Genomic DNA, 18,286 nt, shown 5'->3' on the forward strand with positions numbered 1-18,286 from the left:
CCCGCTGGGGAAGTCTAGCGTTGTATACTAGCCAGACTAAGGACTGTCACGAAAACACAATGCACTCACTAATTGCTTTTGCCACTCAATGGGGCAGTAAATTCGGTGGAATCAACGCCTTTAACACCGACTTTCTAAGTCACTTCGGCGTCGCCTATCCCACACAGCTTCAGGTCATTTGCATTGTTTCCAGTGCCACAGAGACAGAAATTGCCGATGCCAAAAATGACAATGTCACCCTGGTAACGCTTCCTTACCCTCCGAGTGACAAGCTATTCACAGTGCAGCAAGCCAACGCCGCCATCGACGAACTCGCCAAACAAGGCATCCCGCTAACCCCAGAATTTACCATCTGGCTCGGTCATGACCGAATCAGTGGCCGTGCAGCACTCCAAGCCGCTAAGCAATTCGGCGGTCGCTCTGCGCTGATTCACCACATGAGCTATGCAGCCTACGAAGCGTACGCCGAAGACTCACACTCAGCGCACAGTAAAAAAACTGACCAAGAAGAATTATTTAAGCAAGCCGACCTGCGTTTAGCGGTTGGCCCAGGCTTACACGAGGCGCTTTGCGACTTGATTGATGTCAAGTCCGAACAAATACATCTAATCATTCCTGGCTTAGCCAATATTGACCCGCGTAATAACACCCCACAAAAATTCAGCGCCTTTATCAGTGGCCGTTTGAGTGACGATGCTGCCCGCATTAAACAAGCGCAACTCGGAATTGCCGCATTTGCTAACGCCATAAAACAAGCGCAAAACAACCAAGCTCCAGAAAAACTGATTAATCAGCCAAAACTGACTTTACGCGGCGTCGATTTTGAATCACGCCTTGATTACAACCAAAGCCAATCCACCAACCCTGAACAAGAGTTACTGCAATTTGCTGAAAGCTACGCTGATCAAGTCATCACCTTACACGCACTACCGTATACCCAAGATCGAACGGAGCTATACAACGACTTAAAGTCTGCCAGCGCGGCTATGATGCCTTCCTGGCACGAAGGTTTTGGTTTGGTGGCCTGGGAAGCGATTGCCGCCTGTGTACCGTTAATTGTCAGTATGCAAAGCGGTGTCTACCAACTGCTTAAACAGCAAGGGCTTGAAGGATTTGTTTATCCCATACAGGTTCGTGGCAAAACCGAAAGCCCCTTTTTCCACGATGACGACCTTGCCAAAGTTGCAAAAGCGCTAATCCATATTGCAACCAACGTTGACGCCGCCAAGCAAAAAGCCCACAAGCTGAAAACCGATTTAGCAGCCCACACCTGGTCGGCCTGTGTGGAAGAAGTTGCAAAAGAATGTTTTAAGTGGCACATCGAAAAAGGCAGCCCCAAGCTAGAGACAGCGACTGCGCAACTACCACAACTCACTAACCCACAACAACCACTCGACGATTCGCCACTGACACTGCCCGTCAAACAATGGCGCGCCGATTTAGGCTATGCCGAAAGCCAGATGCTCCGCGCCGATTTTGCTTTGGTTCCGTTTGATCCAGGCCGCCAAACCGAGTTGAATACGCTCAACGCATGGCTGGATAACCAAGACGGCAACGATTATCTCATCAAAACTCGCTTGCTGACGGGCGCCGGCGGCTTGGGCAAAACCCGCTTGGCGATTGAATTGTGCCAACAACGCATGAACAGCGGCTGGCATTGCGGCTTTCTCAATCGCGAAGATTCGGCACAAAGCTGGGCCAAGTTGCAAACCGCACAAAAACCGCTGCTTATCGTGATCGATTACGCGGAAACCCGTCAGGAAACCTTATTAAACCTGCTCAAAGCCCGGCTCAAAGCGGACTACCCACATCCGGTTCGCTTGTTATTACTGGCGCGTGGCGGCGGCGAGTGGTGGGATCAGCTGCCCGGCAAAGACGCCGAATGCGAAGCACTATTAAACGGTTATGCCACCTCCGGGCCATACGTGTTGCCAGAGCTCTATCTGGATCAAAACAGCCGCCAACAAGCCTATCAAAACGCGCTAGCAGCTTACGCAACAGCCACCGATCGGCAAATCCCGGCGGGCATCCCTGATCTCGGCGGCGAACATTTTGCTAAGCCGCTGTATCTACAAATGGCGGCGCTGTTGGCGCTGTACGGTGAACGCCCCACCACCGCAATCGGCTTAACCCAATCGCTGCTGAATCACGAACGGCGTTATTGGCTGGAAACGCTCAAGGCGTTGGACTTAGTCAATCCACAACAACACGCCCAGGACTTGCTGGCGCTAACCACATTAAGCAACGGCTTCAAAACCCCGAAACAGGCTTACGAGTATTACGCCAAAGCCAAACCGGGCTTGATTACCCAGTCCGTTTTTAGCCCGCTATTCAAGCAACTAGAGCCACTGTATCCCGGTACGCAAGGCTTACAAGGCATCCAGCCCGACATATTCGGCGAAGCGCTGGTTGCGCAAAGCCTGCAACCAACAACCGGCCTGGATTTGCTGGACGTGATTTTGAGTAGCTCCGCCGATAAAGCCGTTCAACATCATGCGTTGACAGTTTTGGCGCGATTGAGTCTGCATGCACCGGAATTGGATAGCGTGTTAATCAAAGCCATACAAAACAACTTCGTCGCCTGCTGTTTGGAACTCGTGGATGTGGCCGTGCAAACGCAAAGTCGTTTGCCTAATTTGGCACAGCAAGCTTTCCAACAATTAACGCCACAACAAAAAAGCCAAACGGCGGGGTTATTGGAAAACCGTTTCGAGTACGAATCAATTTGTTTAGCTGAATTGGCGTATGAGGTGACATTTTTTAAAACAAAAAAATCGGCTCAAAAACTTAAAAAAAACCGAAGAGACATTCAGCTATTGTCGAAGCATGCTACTGATTTACTTAATCTAACGGTAGATGCCCTTCGGTTAGGTAAAGACGATGAGGCAGTTAATTTTGCTCAACAAGCCTTACAAATTTTCAAACAACTTTGTCATCAGCACCGAGTCCAATTTGAGCCAGATTACGCGTGGTCTCTCGACACTTATGCGCTTCCCCTAAGTAATTTAGGGCGTAACGACGAGGCAGCAGACTATACCAAACTGGCGCTAGAAATATACGAGCGCTTAGCGCAGCAAAAACCGGATCAGTTTGAGCCAGATTACGCCAAGTCTCTCCACAACTATGCACACCATCTTGGTAAGTTAGGCCGCAACGAGGAGGCCGCAGATTATACTCAGCGGGCTCTGGCGATCCGTGAACGATTGGCGCAACAAAGACCGGATCGATTTGAGCCGGATTACGCCATGTCGCTCAGCAACTATGCGAGTCATCTGATTAATTTAGGCCGTGACGATGAGGCGACAAACTATCCCCAGCAGGCGCTGGCAATCTATGAACGCTTGGCGCAACAAAGACCGGATCGATTTGAGCCGGATTATGCTGTGTCGCTGAACAACTATGCGAGTCACCTGAGTTATTTAGGCCGGAACAATGAGGCGGCAGACTATGCCCAGCAGGCGCTGGCAATCCGCGAACGCTTGGCGCAACAAAGACCGGATCGATTTGAGCCGGATTACGCCACTTCTCTGAGCAACTATGCGAGTCACCTGAGTGATTTAGGCCGGAACGATGAGGCGGCAGGACATGCCCAGCAGGCGCTGGCAATCCGCGAACGCTGGGCGCAACAAAGACCGGATCGATTTGAGCCGGATTACGCTCTGTCGCTGAACATTTATGCGAATCGCCTAAGTGATTTAGGCCGGAACGATGAGGCGGCAGACTATGCCCAGCAGGCGCTGGCAATATACGAACGCTTGGCACTGAAAACTCCGCAACGATTTAACAACAACCACTTTACTGTTCAATGTTATTGGCTATTTGCTGAATGGCTGAGCTTATCGCCTGCTTCGGTGAGCTTAGAATTTGGGCATATTGCTGAATTGCCGGATTTTATTGCCACACACAAACAACCCGCCTGTCTGTTTTATGCGCGTTTTGTGCAAGGCTGTTTAAGCCAAAATGCCGCTCAGCAGTTTCAGCAAGCCATCGCCCTCTGGTCGCAACTGACCAAGACAGATCAGCAAAATAATCGCGCCGAGTTTTTATGTGTTTGTGCTTGGTTAGCTCAATACGACGCCGATGCACTGCCTGAGCAAAACTGGCTGGATGTCTGGCAACAGTTTACCCGGCAACGCCAAGGTCGCTTACCGAAATGGCTGGAAACCGTGGCGGCGCGATTGGACTTTTCATGGCCCCAGTCAACCAGTTTGGACTAACTTACCGCCCTGAGCGAGACGGTTTTTGTAGATCCATCCTCAACGTTTTAAGTTGGCAATCCAAGTGAATAACCCGTTACGAACGGGATAAATATCCAGTCCGGCAAGGGCAATGCCGTTAAGTTAAGATGATGATCGGCACGGGATGACGGGCATTACGCCCGTCACCTCTACCACACCACCGGACTTGAGGTTTTCCGAACTGTCGGGTAAACCCAATTAGTGATGTTGTCACACAGTTTGACGGCACCCATAAACCCCATCCTTTCACTCTTGCATTGTTGAGTACCGCGTCAGCATTGGGCTTCTTGCTATCCGCCAGGCGCCGACCGATGCGCTGGTTTGGGAGGAAACGATCCTTGCGATCTATCCCCGTAAGACATTTCTAGCAAACCTACCCTCTCAAGTAGCGCAGTTGACTTTTGATACTCGTGCAGTCGTCTTCAGACATTGACAGCAATAACTGGCCTCGACTCGAAAAACTATTTTTTGGCTTGGAATTGCAACCGGTGGGATTTAGCCGGAGTGTCGAGGCCGGTCCGTAAATCCGCCGTTCGGTTATATTTACAACATGGTCCGCTCCACCAACCAAAACACACCCATCAGGCTGACCGCGACCGAGCCGCCTCTCAAAAATTTCGCAGAGGCCTCGACCTGATTGTTCAACCACCAGATCATCGGCAACACAATAGCAGCCACGGCGATTTGCCCGGTTTCTATGCCCAAGTTGAACGACAACAAGGGCAGCAGGATGCCGGTGTCGCCGGAGGAAATGTCCATTTCCTGCAACACGCCGGCAAAACCAAAGCCGTGAATCAAACCAAAACCAAAAGTCAGCCAATGCCTGCCCTTGGGATGATCGCCGCGAATGATGTTTTCCACGCCAACATAAATAATCGTCGCGGCAATGAACGGCTCTACGAAACTGCTGGGCAGCTCAATCAGATTAAGTCCGGCGCAAGCCAGCGTGATGGAATGGGCTATCGTGAAAAAAGTGATGATCTTCAGCGCAGGCCAAAAGCTGTGCGTGACCGCCAACAGCGCGAACAAAAACAGCAAATGATCGTAACCGGTGAGGATATGCTCGATACCCAGCTTAAAAAAATCGCCGAACGCCGCAAACACTGAGTGCGTTGCGGCTATTCCGGCGGCGTTTGCAAGCGGCAGCTTGACCTCATCGTCGTGTTTGCCAAGCATCTTCTCGGTAAGCGTCGTGCCATCGCCATCTTTGATCGTTAGATATTGCTGATGAGCCTCGGGCAATAGCGCCAAGAACTTGGATTGCACCAACAGCTCCTGTTTCGGCATAGCCGCATAGCGCAGCTCAACATGGGCATTGTTCTGCTCATCAAAGCTAACTTGCCCCGGCTCCGCCAGCACGGCATCTTGGCCATCCACGCCAACACGCAACTGCCCTGCCAGCAATGTGGCGATAGCCGGCTTAGCGGCCTCGCGCTCGGCATCGGTCACTTCCGCATCCAGATCGCTATCCATAGGCGCAAAAGCTTCGATGTCTTGCACGGCGAAAGTCACTTTGGCATCGATCCTGGCAGGTTTTATCGACACATCCAGCGAGCTGAGGCCCGGCGGATGGGCATAAGCTCCCGCCGACTGCAACATCAATAGCGCTGAAAACAACCAGCTTCCGTAGTTCATGGTGCGAAATCTCATCGGCCCATCCTTAAAAATTAACTGTAATGGTGCCGCGCACCATACGGGGTTCGACAGGATGCTTCAGGATGCCAGAGCCGGCCGAGCCTTGCGGATATTCATAGCCGTAGGCATAGGCGATGTCGTTGCTTTGCGAACCCAGGATATTAAATATGTCGATTTCGAACTTGTATTGCTTTTGCTTATAGCCGGCACCCAGGTTGACGATATTGGTGTCGCCGGACCATTGATCGGTGCCATTGTCATCCGGCCCCAGATAAACCCGTCCGAAGTGGCGCAAACGAATGGTGCCGAACAGTCCATTCGGTGCTTCGATGGTGGCGCCGGTGGAAACGACGCGGCCTACCGAATTGGGGATGTAGGTGTTATCAGCGGCGTACTTGGCGGTGGTTAAGGCAAAATCGGCGTCCAAAGTCAGCCACTCAAAGGGTTTGTAATAGTTGGTAAACTCCACGCCATAACGATGCGATTTACCGGTCACATCGGTGGTGCCCTCGTCGCCAACGAATACCAACTCCTGACTGGACTCCAACCACCACAAGGCAAAAGTACTGCTCAAGCCGGGAATGTAATTGCTGCGGATACCCGCCTCGCCGCCACGCGACCAGGCAGCCGGCCTGATTCTCGCGGCGGCCGAATCGACGGGGCTGCCGTCATTCGGATTGGCTTGCAGCGTGGTGCCGCGCGCGTCATTGGAATGATAGCCATAGCCAACATTGAAGAAATATTCGGTGTCGTACCAAGGACCAACCACCAAGCTTAACTTCGGACTAACCATGGCTTTGCCGCGGCTACCGGAATTAGCAGCGCTGACGCTGGGATCGTGGTTTTTGTTGTCCAGTACATCCACTTCGTTATTGATGAAATCACCCCGTAAGCCCGCAACAGTGCGCACCTTGTCATGCCAATGCGTGGTGTTTTTAAAGTAGGTTCCTACTGTGGTCACGCCGACATTGCTTTTGCTGACAGTATTGAGGATTTGCCGGGCTTGAGTTTCGTACAGTCCCAAGTCCAGAATCTGGTCGTTGCGAAATTGCAAACCGACGCTGTTATCCATTTCAAATCCAAACCATTTGTTGTAACGGGTATGCTCGAAATGGCCGCCGGTTTGTACGCGGCGTTCGGATTGCAGAATTTGGTCGCCTTCGGGACCGCGGGTAAAGCCGCTGAAATTGGAAAACAACTGCAAATCGGTATACAGCGCATACAAGTTAGCATCGTTCTTCCAGTTACCGCCTTGATTCCAAAAACTACTGGAGACACTGTAGCGGTTGGACTCGCCGCCATCCGTGGGGTCCATACTGCCGTATAAACCGATGCTGCCGTTGTCGACAGCTGCTTGTGGAATCTGATTGGTAGCGGTCCAGCTATTGGTATAAGCCTTACCGTTGATCGACATACCCCAGTCGCCGCGATCCAGCGTATATCGCATCTGGCCGTTAAATTTTTTGGAATCTTCCGGCACTTGCCAAACGCCGTTGTAGAGATTGAATTCGCCGGCATACAACAAATCGCCGTCGCCCACTTTGGAGGAATTGGCAACCAGCGTCCGGTAGTAATCGAACGAGCCAGCGGTAAATTTGGCGATCCCCTTATCCAGCTTGTCTACCGTAAACATTTTGGCGTAACCCGCCGCCGAAAAGTCACCAACTTCCGCGTAATAAGGGCCTTTGCCGTACTCGACTTTTTTCACCAGCTCAGGAATGATGCTGTTGATGTCCATATAGCCTTGGCCGTGCGCATGCGTGGTCATGTTCATCGGGATACCGTCGACATAGGTAGTAAAGTCGGTACCGTGATCCAGATTAAAGCCGCGCAAAAAATACTGGTTAGCCTTGCCGGAACCACTGTGCTGAGTAGCCACAGCCCCCGGCACGACTTCAATCAGTTCGCCATTTCTAGAGAATGGCCGGTGTTCAAACTGCTTTTGGCTGACTTCGCCTTGCGACGCCGAACCGGCAATACCGAGCAGATTTTTGCCTCTACCATCTTCCTCAACCGCTACCGCTTCCAGTTCTTCAGCTTTTTCGGCCTTCGCGGCACGCTTGGTTTTCGTCGGCTGTTTAACCTGTTCAGCAGGCTCGGATTGTGTCTCCTGCTCAACCGGCTCGGCACCTGGTGCGGCCTGCAAGGTCGCGCAGCTTAGGCCCAAAATAATTTCGAGGGCAACGATCAAGGGTTTCTTTTTCATAATTGCGTTATACGGATTCATTTCAGCTCCTTTACTGACCGTTAGCTGGCTTCAGTGAACAAAAGACATAGGCACTGCCGGTGCAATGGGTTTGGGTGTGCATTGGTTTCCTCATAAGTCGAATACTTTGTTGTTTTTTATTGTTATGTTTGGAACGGGAATAGCTCGGTCGAGCGATTTTGCGAACATTGCTAACGGCGCACAAAAGTGGCTTGCCGGAAGTAAATGAAGTCTGGACGTGTTGGCGGATGCGGCGCTGAAAGGCTTAGCGCAGGTCGTCAAATGCGATGAAAAATTAGTGTGGCAAACAAGGCCGCTGTCAGCGGATTGCCAAGTGAGGCTTTGATGACGAACGGCGCAATCCTGCCTAAGGTATTTGATCGGCTGGGTATGGAGATTGCCAATAGCGGATTGGGCAAAGATCAATTGAAGATCGGACTCTTCAATGAATGAAATCGGGGTAGTGCGGAGATTTTGAACGACTTGCGGGGCTAAAGCGGTGGAAACGGGCGGCGAAGTGAGGCCGACGCCGTTGCTGAGCAGATGCTTGCCGGGCGTGTGGTTGACATCCCGGTAATAGTGTTTGAAATCCAATCCGGCCTTGACCAGATGATCGCCGTCGAATATTGCTCTATCCTGAAAAATAGCCAGCCCCTGAGCAGGTTTGGTTTTGGCGAGCAACTGATGGTCTTGTGGTTTATCGCAGCAATACTCGGTGCTGCTGAATAAGCTTGATTTGCCCGAAGACCAGTCTACCGGCACACGGCTTAACTTGTCGCGGCAACGTTCAGTATCGGCGTTCAGCGCACGCGGCCGAGAGAGCTGATCACTATCCGCCCCTCCCGCTATCCGCATAGTCAGCCAGAACGGCGTTGTTTGCGGCATCCCGGAATGCTGTACCAATTTGCTAGCCGCGTTCAAATGGTCGTCATGGATAGAATCGGTGGATTTAGCCAGTGCCTCATTGGCAAACATCGCGGTCAACAGACAAGTGACACAAAACACCACCAACTTGGCCACTAATATGCCGGCGCCATGCAGTAACAAGGTCGCCAGCATGAAGCCCAAGATGTATGAAATCAGACTGGCCGAGGTGGATATTTCCTGGCCGTGAGCGTAGCCGTGGAAGAACGCGAAAAACGACACGATCAGCACGTTGACCTTGGCGCTGAAACGCACCTTACGGGTAATTAATACGCTGAATACCGCGCAGGACAACAGGATGATACCCTCGACACTGGGCAGCGCGATACCCGCCGCACCCGCCAAACCACCCAAACTCATCACGCCGACAAACGCCAGCGGCAACATCCAGATAGCCTGTCCGCGCAATTGCGCAGCCCAGATACCGACCGCCAGCATGGTGAGTAAATGATCCAAACCAAGCAATGGGTGATTGAAACCGCTGCTCCAACCGATAGCATCGAAACCGATGAACTGCTTACCCAAAAATGCCGCTATTAACAAAAACGGCAATCCAAACGAAAGCAATATCCTAGCAGGACGGTGTCCTGAATCTGCTAGTTTGCTTGTTAGGTTGGATTTCATGGCGATTATTTGGACGTATAAAAAGCTGGTTTAAATATCGATTCAATTAAAAATTCAAATGTCATAAACCGCGACGACACCCATCGGTACGGAGGGCTAGCTTTATGACGACAGTTATTAGGCCGCAGATGATACCGCAAAAATATGAAATAAAAAATTTCGAGCTTAATGACGGGCTCGATAACATACGGTTTTTGCGGATATGTGGCTAAATCGGCACCGCAATTTATCGCTGCGCACCAGTCCGCCAGCACGATTCGACTCAATTCGTTTGCAGGCAGGCCGTTAGCCGGTTTGGCCATCTAAACGTTAATCTAATTTCCCGTATCGCTCATAAAATATGCTTCCGGCCTCACTTGATTTGCTTCAGCTTGAAAAACCGAGCTGGACACTAAAGCCAATTTCGTATGAAAATAAAAAAAACATTCTTAAAGCGGCACACCATAGCACTCTGCTCCGGAGGAAAATGATGACTGGCTACTGGGTATTTCTAACTATGGGTATGAAAGTGAGCATGGGAATTGCCGTGATGAGCATGTTGCAAGGCTGCGATTTTCACAGGGATGAGATTCAGCGCGCTATGCCTAACGCCGGTTTCGGCGGACATTTTGTCGGCAAGGGATCGAATTTGCGCGGTCAAACCCCGTAGAAACAAGGTTTCCAGGCAGTCGTCGTGATCCAGGTGCACATGCATCGAGGAAACCACCAGATCATGCGCCGCGTGTTGATGATTGGTTAAACGTTCCGCCAGATTGCGCTCGTGATGATTGTAGACATAAGACAAGGTGGCAATACTGTAAATGGCTTGATCTTGAACCAGACGCTTGGATTCGATTTCCTTACGCAATAAGTCGCGGACGGCCTCGGAACGGTTCGAATAGGCACGCGCGGCTATCCACTGGTCAAATTGCGCGGCAAGTTCGTCGCTAAGTGAGATGGTAAAACGTTCCACAATTGGCTCCAGTCGTTATTGTTATGACGAAACGCCGGATTATAGCGCAATGACCGTCCGGGCTGATTCCGGCGCCGAGCGTCGTGCTATACGAACAAATAACATTCCGCCGGAACTCCGGCTTAATTTCACAGAGGCATTTCATGTCCGCCGGACAGTATACGCACGACAACTTCACCAAGATTTTGATGCGCAGCCAGGTTTTGATTGCGCTCCTACTACTGCTCACCCTTGTGGCATCTGACTTCTGGTTTCCATCCGCCTACAGCCTGAAAGCCGGTATTCACGGCGTAAGCGCGATTTTAGCGGTAGTGGTCGGCACCTTTTTGACGCATAGGGCTTTCCCGTTGATTAAAGGAATGAAAGTCAATTTCGAATCCTTACGCGGCTGGCTACTGGCCGCCACCCTGCTAAACCTGGGCGGTGCAATCAGCGGCAATTGGATTTACATGCGCTATCGGGGCCAAGACGGGCCGCGCGATTGGATCTTGGCGCATAGTCCGCTGTTCCATAAGGTGTTGATGGAATTCAAGGAATTCGTCTCGCTGTTTCCGTTTCCATTAATGCTATCCGCCACCGTGATGCTCTACTACTACGGCCTGCCGATACAAATCCGCCGGGATTTATGCAAATTCGTCGGCATCACCATCCTGGTGTCCTGGGTTTTTTTAATGCTCGGCTTCGTGGCGGGCCTGATCCTGGCCAAATTGCGTTTCGTTTAAAGGAGATAAGCATGGCATTAGATCAACACGACGACACCACCGACCAGCAAGCGCAATATACCGGCCCCACCGTGGCTGCCAGTTTGTCGGTGTTGCTGGCTTTTTTCACGCTTATGGTTAGCCACCATATTTCCAGGTTATCGCCCGGACTGGACAAAATGGTACACAGCTTCGGCTATTGGATACCCGGTTCGCAAGGCAGCGGCCCGGACGGAAGTATCGGTTCCTACACCGGCAAGGAAACCCTGGCCTTAGTGATCTGGTTCGGTAGTTGGCTGCTGTTCCATCTGCTCTGGCGGAAACAAAATTTGTCCTTACATGCCTGGACCAAGATTTTCGTCACAGCCTTAGGCCTGATCACACTGGGTTTCTTCCATCCACTCTCCGATCCCATCGTGCTATTTATCGCGGACTTATTCTGACCGGCATCGCTGGATATTATGAAAAACATCACATTGAAATCTCTGGCCCCCACTCTCTGCATGCTCGCCTACAGTTTGACTGGCCATGCGGAAGGCGTACTGCTCAAATCCGAGCCCAAGGATAATGCGGTAGTGACGGACTTCGACGGCACTATTAAGCTGTGGTTTAACGGCAATGTCAGCGAACGCTCGCCGTCCGTGGTGGTAGTCGATGCTAACGGCAAACGTGTCGACAATGCCGATACCCGGTTGGTACTCGGCGAACGTCATCGATTAACCGCGAGCACTCAAGCCTTGCAGCCCGGCCCACATGCGATTCGTTACCGGGTAATTACCGAGGACGGATTAATTGTCAGCGGCATATTGAAGTTCACTAAGACAGATAAATCCGCAAATGAGGCGCCCAAACCATGACTGTTTTTAAATCCGGTTTTGTAGTGCTGCTCTTGTGCAGCTGCGTTTGGCAAGCTAGCGCTTCAGTGCCGCTGGGCGGGAATCGAAAAGGCGTGGGTGGCGCTTTCGATATGTACGGTTGCATGCAGAGTAACGATTATTATGTGGTCAACTTTGCTGCCTACCAGTTTGACCCGACTCAAGCCAAAGACACCAAAACCCTGCCGACCGCTGAATGTATCGATATACCCTTGGTGGGTAAGACGCAGCTTACCTTGGATTTGCTGGATAGGGATGTACGCAAAAAACAGGTCGCGCTGAAAATCCTCCGTGAGGACGGCCAGACAATTGCCGCCCTGCCGATGGCGGTTGCCAAACAGGGTGTGATTTCCGTCAGCGTGGATTTTAAAACACCAGGAAAATATCAGGCGGTATTAACGGTGATGGACACCGATTTGAACATGGCGCCGGAAATCAGCGCATTACAAATTCCGCTGACCGTAGCATTGGTAGTCGAACAATCTGCCAGCGAAAAACCCTTGTGGATATTTTTCCTGGTTATCGGCTTATTGGTAGCGGGTTTGGCTTATTTCCTGCCCCGCCTGTTGACCGCAAAACCAGCTGACGCAGCCCCTTGAAACTCGGCGTAAGAAACTTAACGAGCGGTAAATATTTAAATCCGTAATGTGCTTGTCGAGTAACGCGGGGCAAATCAACTTGAGCAATATCGACCACATCTGTTAATCACCCAGAACGTTTTCAGGAATTCACCATGAAACTGTCACGCTTACCTGTCGTCATACTGATCGGCTCCACAAGTTTATTGCTCGCCTGTGCGGATCTGCACCACCACGAGCACGAACATCAAAAGAACGCGCATTTTATTCCGGGGTTGGGCGAAATAATGGCGCAAACAGCCGTGCGCCACACCAAATTATGGTTTGCCGGTCAGGCGCGTAACTGGGAGCTGGCGGCCTACGAAGTGGATGAATTACACGAAGGCTTTGAAGATGCCGGAAAGCATCATCCCACCCATAAACAAATCAAACAGCCGATTCCGGAATTGATTGCTCAACATATGGACCGACCACTCGCGGGACTCGAGCAAGCGATCAAGGACAAAAACCTGCAGACATTTATAGAGAATTACAATGCGCTAACCGCCGCCTGTAATGCTTGCCATCAAGGCACCGAATTTGGTTTTAATGTGGTGACACAACCCAGCTTTAACCCATTCGCGAATCAGGCGTTTGGCACCGGTAATTAGCCGTCAAGTAGCGGGTCTTAATGATAGGAAGGCAGGATTTTCTGCCTAACTAGAAAACTATAGACAGAATATACGAACCAGGAAAAGTCCATCGCCGTATATTCGTCCTTAGCGTTTGTTACAGGTAGTTTGTCAGTTTTGCAAATGACTCGCGTGCATCTTTCAATTCTTGCTCCACGCCTGCGAAATCAGATTTTTTTGCCAGATCTCTAGCTTTTTTCAATCTCAATACGACTTTGTCACGCTCGAACTCAAATTTGTAGTTGGCGCTTAACTCGCTGGCATTTTCAGAAATATCCTTAATTAGCGTGGCTATTTCTTGAGAATTACCTGAAGGAAGCGCATTCAGGGCTAATTGAACTTTAGCGTCCACCTCTTTTAATATCTCTGGCACATCTTTCTTTGCTTCTTTGGCAAATGTTGAACTAGATAAACCCAGCATTGCAACAAACAGGGTAAATGCGATAAATATTTTTTTAAATGTCATATGTAAATCTCTTCGGGAAATGATTTAATTTGTAGCGTAACTATTTGTTTTCCTAATCAGACGTTAATTTCAGTTTTTTTGCATGCTCCTATTATTTGCGTGAATATTTGGTTAAAGTGAATTTAGTGTTTAAATAAATGGGCGACCAAATTTATGTTTTTCCGGCTTAATCAAAAAGCATCCCAACAGTAAGTACTACTATCTTTCGGCTCTGAAGATGGCGAGGGAATACTTGTCTTTTAGGCTAACAAACAGCCAACTTGTGGCAATTCCGATTGCCAGCAAGCTGACAGTGGCGAGGGCAAAACCGGCGGTGTAGGCAATAGCGTCAATATCCAGCCACATATCGTAGGCATGCTCGTAACCGTGAAATACCGCTACGCTGCCAACCAGAATTACTCCAACCGGCAAAGAAACCTTGCGTTCCAAAACCAACATCACACTCAAAACCAATACCGATAGATACATAGCTATTTCGGCATGAATAATTTCGATAGACACAAAACCCAGAGAACCGCCGAGCAGCATTAATGCCACAAAAAACATAGCCATAAAACAGCTGCCGAGTCTGCTGTAGCGAGCCAGCCACAGTCCGACGGCCAGCATGGTTAAAATATGATCTGAACTCTCTAGCGGATGAATCAAGCCATTCAGGAAACCAACGGTTTCATCCGGCCAATGCCATGGATGCGCGTTACCGACCTGGGGTAGCGCTAGCAAGGTCAAACCGGATATTTGAAAATATTTTGCGGTGCTAATCATGGCCATCCTCCAACTCCAGGTAATAAAATTTGATCGGAAACTGGTTTTAATACCAATAAGAAAAAAATCTTGACGCATCCGCCCAGCATAAATACAGACAAAAAGCGCCAAGTCACTTCCAAGCTTGTCGAGACAATAGAAATACAAGCTATGACGAAGACGGACCCTTACTCCGATTCGCATGCTGAGTTTCTAAGTCCTTTATATCTATTCTGCATTTCCGCTATACCTTGTTCGACAAAGGTATTCGCTATACCTGCATTTTTGGTGGCAGCAAATTAGGCTTGTATATCTGCGAGTTTCACGTTGATGGATTTTGAAATAATTCAAAACAGAGGGTCACGCAGTTCCCATTACCATCGAAACACAAGCTTTGCGTAGCCGCTAAAACCTTCAGAATCAAGATTTTCACTGCGGTCTCTAAAAAGGGGCGCAATAAGTTTTAGAGAATTAGTCAGGTGAAACGAGATTACTAACAATTCCTCAGGGGGGGGCACTTATTGCGCCATAAAGCCACATACGCGAAAAAACCTTCTTAGATTTCGGTCGCTAAAATAAATTCAGCGCCCACCCATCTCCGGCTTCCCTGCTTAGAAGGCACAGAGATTTTAGCACTAATATGAAATTAAAATAATTTTTCTTACTAATTTTTCCTGACGAGTATCCCGTGAATAAGCGCCTCAAAATTCGTATTTAAAACCTGCTTGGACCAAGCGCGGTACGCCCGGCTGAATACCGCGCACCCGATCAACGATGTAAGTGTTGTCCAGCATGTTTTTCATTGACACGTACAAGGTCAAATCCTTCTGCACTTTATAAGAGGTTGCGAAGTTGAGGACCACATAGTCATTGATTTTGCCGAACTGACCGGATTTGATCAAAGCATCGCGATTAGCCACATTAGATGGCATGTCGCTGGCGCTATTCAGATTCATGAAATCCGCATATTGCTCGCTAACGAACACGGCTTCCAGGTGAGCATCAAAGCCCGATTGATGGGAATAACCCAAAGTTGTGGTCATCAGGCTTTCCGGCGCATACGGCGCGCGCTTGCCTGCCGCTGAACCGAACACGTTGCCGCCTGGACAAAAACTCGTATAGTTCGCAGACATGGAGCCGGCTGTCTGACCACTGTCGGACAAACAATGAAACGGCGACGTGGTTTCCGCCGTCGGCAGCCACATATAAGAAATTTGCGCATAGGGATTATGCGTCCAGTTGAACACATCGCCAAGATCGGCCCTCGCCATCAACTCGATACCTTCGTATAACGCCTTACCTTGCGCTACCGGCGTATCGGCGCCACCGACCGTGCCCAATGCCGTTAAGGTGTCGAAGTCGTTGTGAAAATACGTCAACTCGGTCTTGACTCCGTGCATCGGCCTGGCCCTGATGCCGAATTCGGCATTCCAGCTGATTTCCGGACCGATTTCCACCGAACCGCCGGTGGTGTTATTGACGCTGTCTTCGACACGCGGCGGCGCGAAACCCCGATGAATGCCGAAAAACAAGGTCGCTTCATTGATGGGTGTGTAGGTCATCGCAAATGACGGCAAGATTTCCGTCAAACTGTTTTGGCCTTGTTTGCCATTTATCAAATTCTTGCGTTCATAGCTGACGGATTCGACTCTGACGCCAGGCGTAAACGTCCAATCATTCCAGATAAATTGGTTTTGTACGAAGCCCGAATGGGCATCGGCAAAACGTTCGTTGCTTTCCAGTAATTGGCCGTCTCGAGCGATCGGAGAACTCCCTTGTACCTGCCGCCGGTATTGGCTCTCGTAATGCGCTCGAAACCCGGCGTCCAGATGGCTTTCGACGCCGAACAAGTCATGCTTGGCGTGCAAGGTTGGCGCGATACCCCAGGTTTCATAATTACGCAAACGACCAACGTCATAGTTACAGGTATCCATATCGACCGGAATGCCGTTCTGCCGGTCGGAAACATAACTGGAAATACCCCGGGTGGCGCATTGGTTTTCTGTCGGAAACTGATTCTGCTGCCGCCACCAATTTCGCTCGTACGCCGACCAGTAAAAGCTGGTTTCCAAAGTCACGTCGTTGTTGAAACTATGCTCGTAAGTTGCCGAGGTGGACCAACGGTCGTTGATGAAACTGGCGTTCTTGTCCGGATTGTAACGCGCCCCCAGATTGCGGTATTCTGCATCGGTCATGCCAAAGGCCGCGCCTTGTTCGTCCTGGTGGTAAAAGTCGCCGCGCAGGGTCAAACGGTTACGGGCATCGAAATCGATGATGCTTTTCAGATTGGCGTCGTCGACCGTGGCAAAGGTGTTGTCGCGCGCTTCCATGCCTTCCTTGTGAATGAAATCGGCCACGCCGCCGACCGCATCCAGCCCCTGAACGTTCTTGACCATGCCGCCGTAACGGGCGTGGCCGTTCAAATAATCGCGGTTGCCGCCGGTAAAACTAACGAAACCGCCGGGCGTGGTCGGCACTTTAGGCGTCAAGTAATTGACCGCGCCGTTGATGGTTTGCGGGCCGAACTGGGTCAAATCGGCGCCTTTGTAAATCTCGATGCCGTCGTAACGTTCGATGGGCGGATGATAGTAGATGTCGTTGTCGCCATAGGGCGCGAAGTTGAACGGAATGCCATCCTCCAGAAACAACACCTTGGTGGAACGAAAGGGATTCTGGCCGCGAAAGGCGATATTCGGCCGCAAACCAAAGCCCTCCTCGTCGCGCACGTAGACGCCGGGTGCCTTGCGTAGCGCTTCGTTGACGGTAAAGACTTGGTCGCGCTCCAGGGTTTGCTTGTCGATCACCGAGGTTGAGCCGGAAAAGGCCGAGGCTTTCTCGACGCTTTCAGCCACTTCGACGCTGGGCAACGCTTCGATATTTTGGCTTTCCTTAGCAGCAGTATTGATGGCCTCCACCGCCATCGCACCTTGGGCGACAGTACTCAACAGCAAGGCCTGTAGCAGCCCGTTCTTATTCTCCATAAACGCCTCTTATCGGTTCGAAACTTGAAAATCAGGTTAATAAATTCCCGGCCTCGACAAATTTCCATATGGGAAAACGCCACTTTTGACGAGGTGCTTTGCCATCGATATAGCTCGCTAAGTGGGGCCTTGTTGAGCGCTTTTCCCGCGTTGAACCTGAAGTAACGCAACGATCAACGCCCCGGACAATATCGGGGCATCCGCTATTAGCAGTAAACGCATACTCGATTCTTACTTGGCGCGTGCGTTACATTGAGTGCATTTTGTAATCAACGCTGGGATAGCCTTTTTTATCGCGCGGATCAGCGCTATCGGCGCTCTCCTGAGCACTAGGTTGTTGAGCAGATTTGGAAATCATCTGCTCCCAGTTCTCGTACTGGGCATATGCCGTATCGCCGGATGCTTTGCGCTTTGTGAAGTTGTCTTTACCCAAATCGACCAGCTCTTTCGCGGTTTTACCCTCGATGGTTTTCAAAAACTCCTCGTTATTCTTGATTTGATCGCGTAACAGCCAATATGAAACCTCAAACGGTATGCGCTCACCCTGCGGTAAATGCTCTTTAATATAAAACACCGACTTCTGCGCCGACTGTAAACTCCGCGCATTGATCCGGTTGGCCTTGCTACAAGCAACCATTGTCAATCCAAGCAAAACCATAGCTAAAATTCTCACGCTATCTCCTAACACGACTCT

At 50.4% G+C, this 18,286-nt stretch carries 14 protein-coding genes; 6 read left to right on the forward strand and 8 right to left on the reverse strand.

Annotation, left to right across the window (positions count from 1 at the left end):
• The first annotated feature begins 59 nt into the window (after positions 1-59).
• Complete coding sequence (locus tag EBA_RS17660; protein WP_192375920.1) at positions 60-4,217, forward strand: tetratricopeptide repeat protein; 4,158 nt, start codon at positions 60-62, stop codon at positions 4,215-4,217.
• A gap of 564 nt (positions 4,218-4,781) precedes the next feature.
• On the opposite strand, the gene EBA_RS17665 is transcribed toward EBA_RS17660, so the two are convergent.
• From EBA_RS17665 to nikR, 4 genes are all read right to left on the reverse strand, one after another.
• Positions 4,782-5,888, reverse strand: a complete 1,107-nt coding sequence (locus tag EBA_RS17665; protein ID WP_192375921.1) for a HupE/UreJ family protein — start codon at positions 5,886-5,888, stop codon at positions 4,782-4,784.
• Between the two features lie 10 nt (positions 5,889-5,898).
• On the reverse strand, positions 5,899-8,079 hold the full coding sequence (locus EBA_RS17670; protein WP_192375922.1) for a TonB-dependent receptor: 2,181 nt from the start codon (positions 8,077-8,079) through the stop codon (positions 5,899-5,901).
• A 111-nt stretch (positions 8,080-8,190) separates the two neighbouring features.
• On the reverse strand, positions 8,191-9,546 hold the full coding sequence (locus EBA_RS17675; protein WP_225616361.1) for a HupE/UreJ family protein: 1,356 nt from the start codon (positions 9,544-9,546) through the stop codon (positions 8,191-8,193).
• Between the two features lie 571 nt (positions 9,547-10,117).
• A complete protein-coding gene (gene nikR / locus EBA_RS17680; protein ID WP_192375924.1) occupies positions 10,118-10,579 on the reverse strand; it encodes a nickel-responsive transcriptional regulator NikR in 462 nt (153 codons plus the stop codon).
• Positions 10,580-10,722: 143 nt separating this feature from the next.
• Between nikR and EBA_RS17685 the strand changes: the two genes are divergently transcribed.
• The 5 genes from EBA_RS17685 (at position 10,723) to EBA_RS17705 (ending at position 13,383) form a co-directional block, all read left to right on the forward strand.
• Positions 10,723-11,301, forward strand: coding sequence for a hypothetical protein (locus EBA_RS17685; RefSeq protein WP_192375925.1), 579 nt, complete (start codon positions 10,723-10,725; stop codon positions 11,299-11,301).
• Positions 11,302-11,312: 11 nt separating this feature from the next.
• Entirely contained in the window at positions 11,313-11,723 is a 411-nt protein-coding gene (locus tag EBA_RS17690) for a hypothetical protein (RefSeq protein WP_192375926.1), read from the forward strand.
• Between the two features lie 18 nt (positions 11,724-11,741).
• Positions 11,742-12,137: a copper resistance CopC family protein gene (locus tag EBA_RS17695; protein ID WP_192375927.1), complete on the forward strand. Its 396-nt coding sequence runs from the start codon at positions 11,742-11,744 to the stop codon at positions 12,135-12,137.
• Positions 12,134-12,754: a hypothetical protein gene (locus tag EBA_RS17700; RefSeq protein WP_192375928.1), complete on the forward strand. Its 621-nt coding sequence runs from the start codon at positions 12,134-12,136 to the stop codon at positions 12,752-12,754. The genes EBA_RS17695 and EBA_RS17700 overlap by 4 nt, the downstream gene beginning before the upstream one ends.
• A gap of 134 nt (positions 12,755-12,888) precedes the next feature.
• A complete protein-coding gene (locus EBA_RS17705) occupies positions 12,889-13,383 on the forward strand; it encodes a hypothetical protein (protein WP_192375929.1) in 495 nt (164 codons plus the stop codon).
• 118 nt (positions 13,384-13,501) lie between these two features.
• Here EBA_RS17705 and EBA_RS17710 read toward each other — a convergent pair whose 3' ends face one another.
• The 4 genes from EBA_RS17710 to EBA_RS17725 all read right to left on the reverse strand — a co-directional run bounded on the left by EBA_RS17710 (position 13,502) and on the right by EBA_RS17725 (position 18,265).
• On the reverse strand, positions 13,502-13,870 hold the full coding sequence (locus EBA_RS17710) for a hypothetical protein (protein WP_192375930.1): 369 nt from the start codon (positions 13,868-13,870) through the stop codon (positions 13,502-13,504).
• A gap of 198 nt (positions 13,871-14,068) precedes the next feature.
• On the reverse strand, positions 14,069-14,632 hold the full coding sequence (locus EBA_RS17715; protein ID WP_192375931.1) for a HupE/UreJ family protein: 564 nt from the start codon (positions 14,630-14,632) through the stop codon (positions 14,069-14,071).
• 680 nt (positions 14,633-15,312) lie between these two features.
• The gene (locus EBA_RS17720) at positions 15,313-17,592 is read right to left on the reverse strand and encodes a TonB-dependent receptor family protein (RefSeq protein WP_192375932.1); all 2,280 of its coding nucleotides are present in this window, start codon (positions 17,590-17,592) and stop codon (positions 15,313-15,315) included.
• A 247-nt stretch (positions 17,593-17,839) separates the two neighbouring features.
• The gene (locus EBA_RS17725) at positions 17,840-18,265 is read right to left on the reverse strand and encodes a hypothetical protein (protein ID WP_229427849.1); all 426 of its coding nucleotides are present in this window, start codon (positions 18,263-18,265) and stop codon (positions 17,840-17,842) included.
• Positions 18,266-18,286 lie beyond the last annotated feature (21 nt).

Source organism: Methylomonas albis (assembly GCF_014850955.1).
Classification (GTDB): domain Bacteria; phylum Pseudomonadota; class Gammaproteobacteria; order Methylococcales; family Methylomonadaceae; genus Methylomonas; species Methylomonas albis.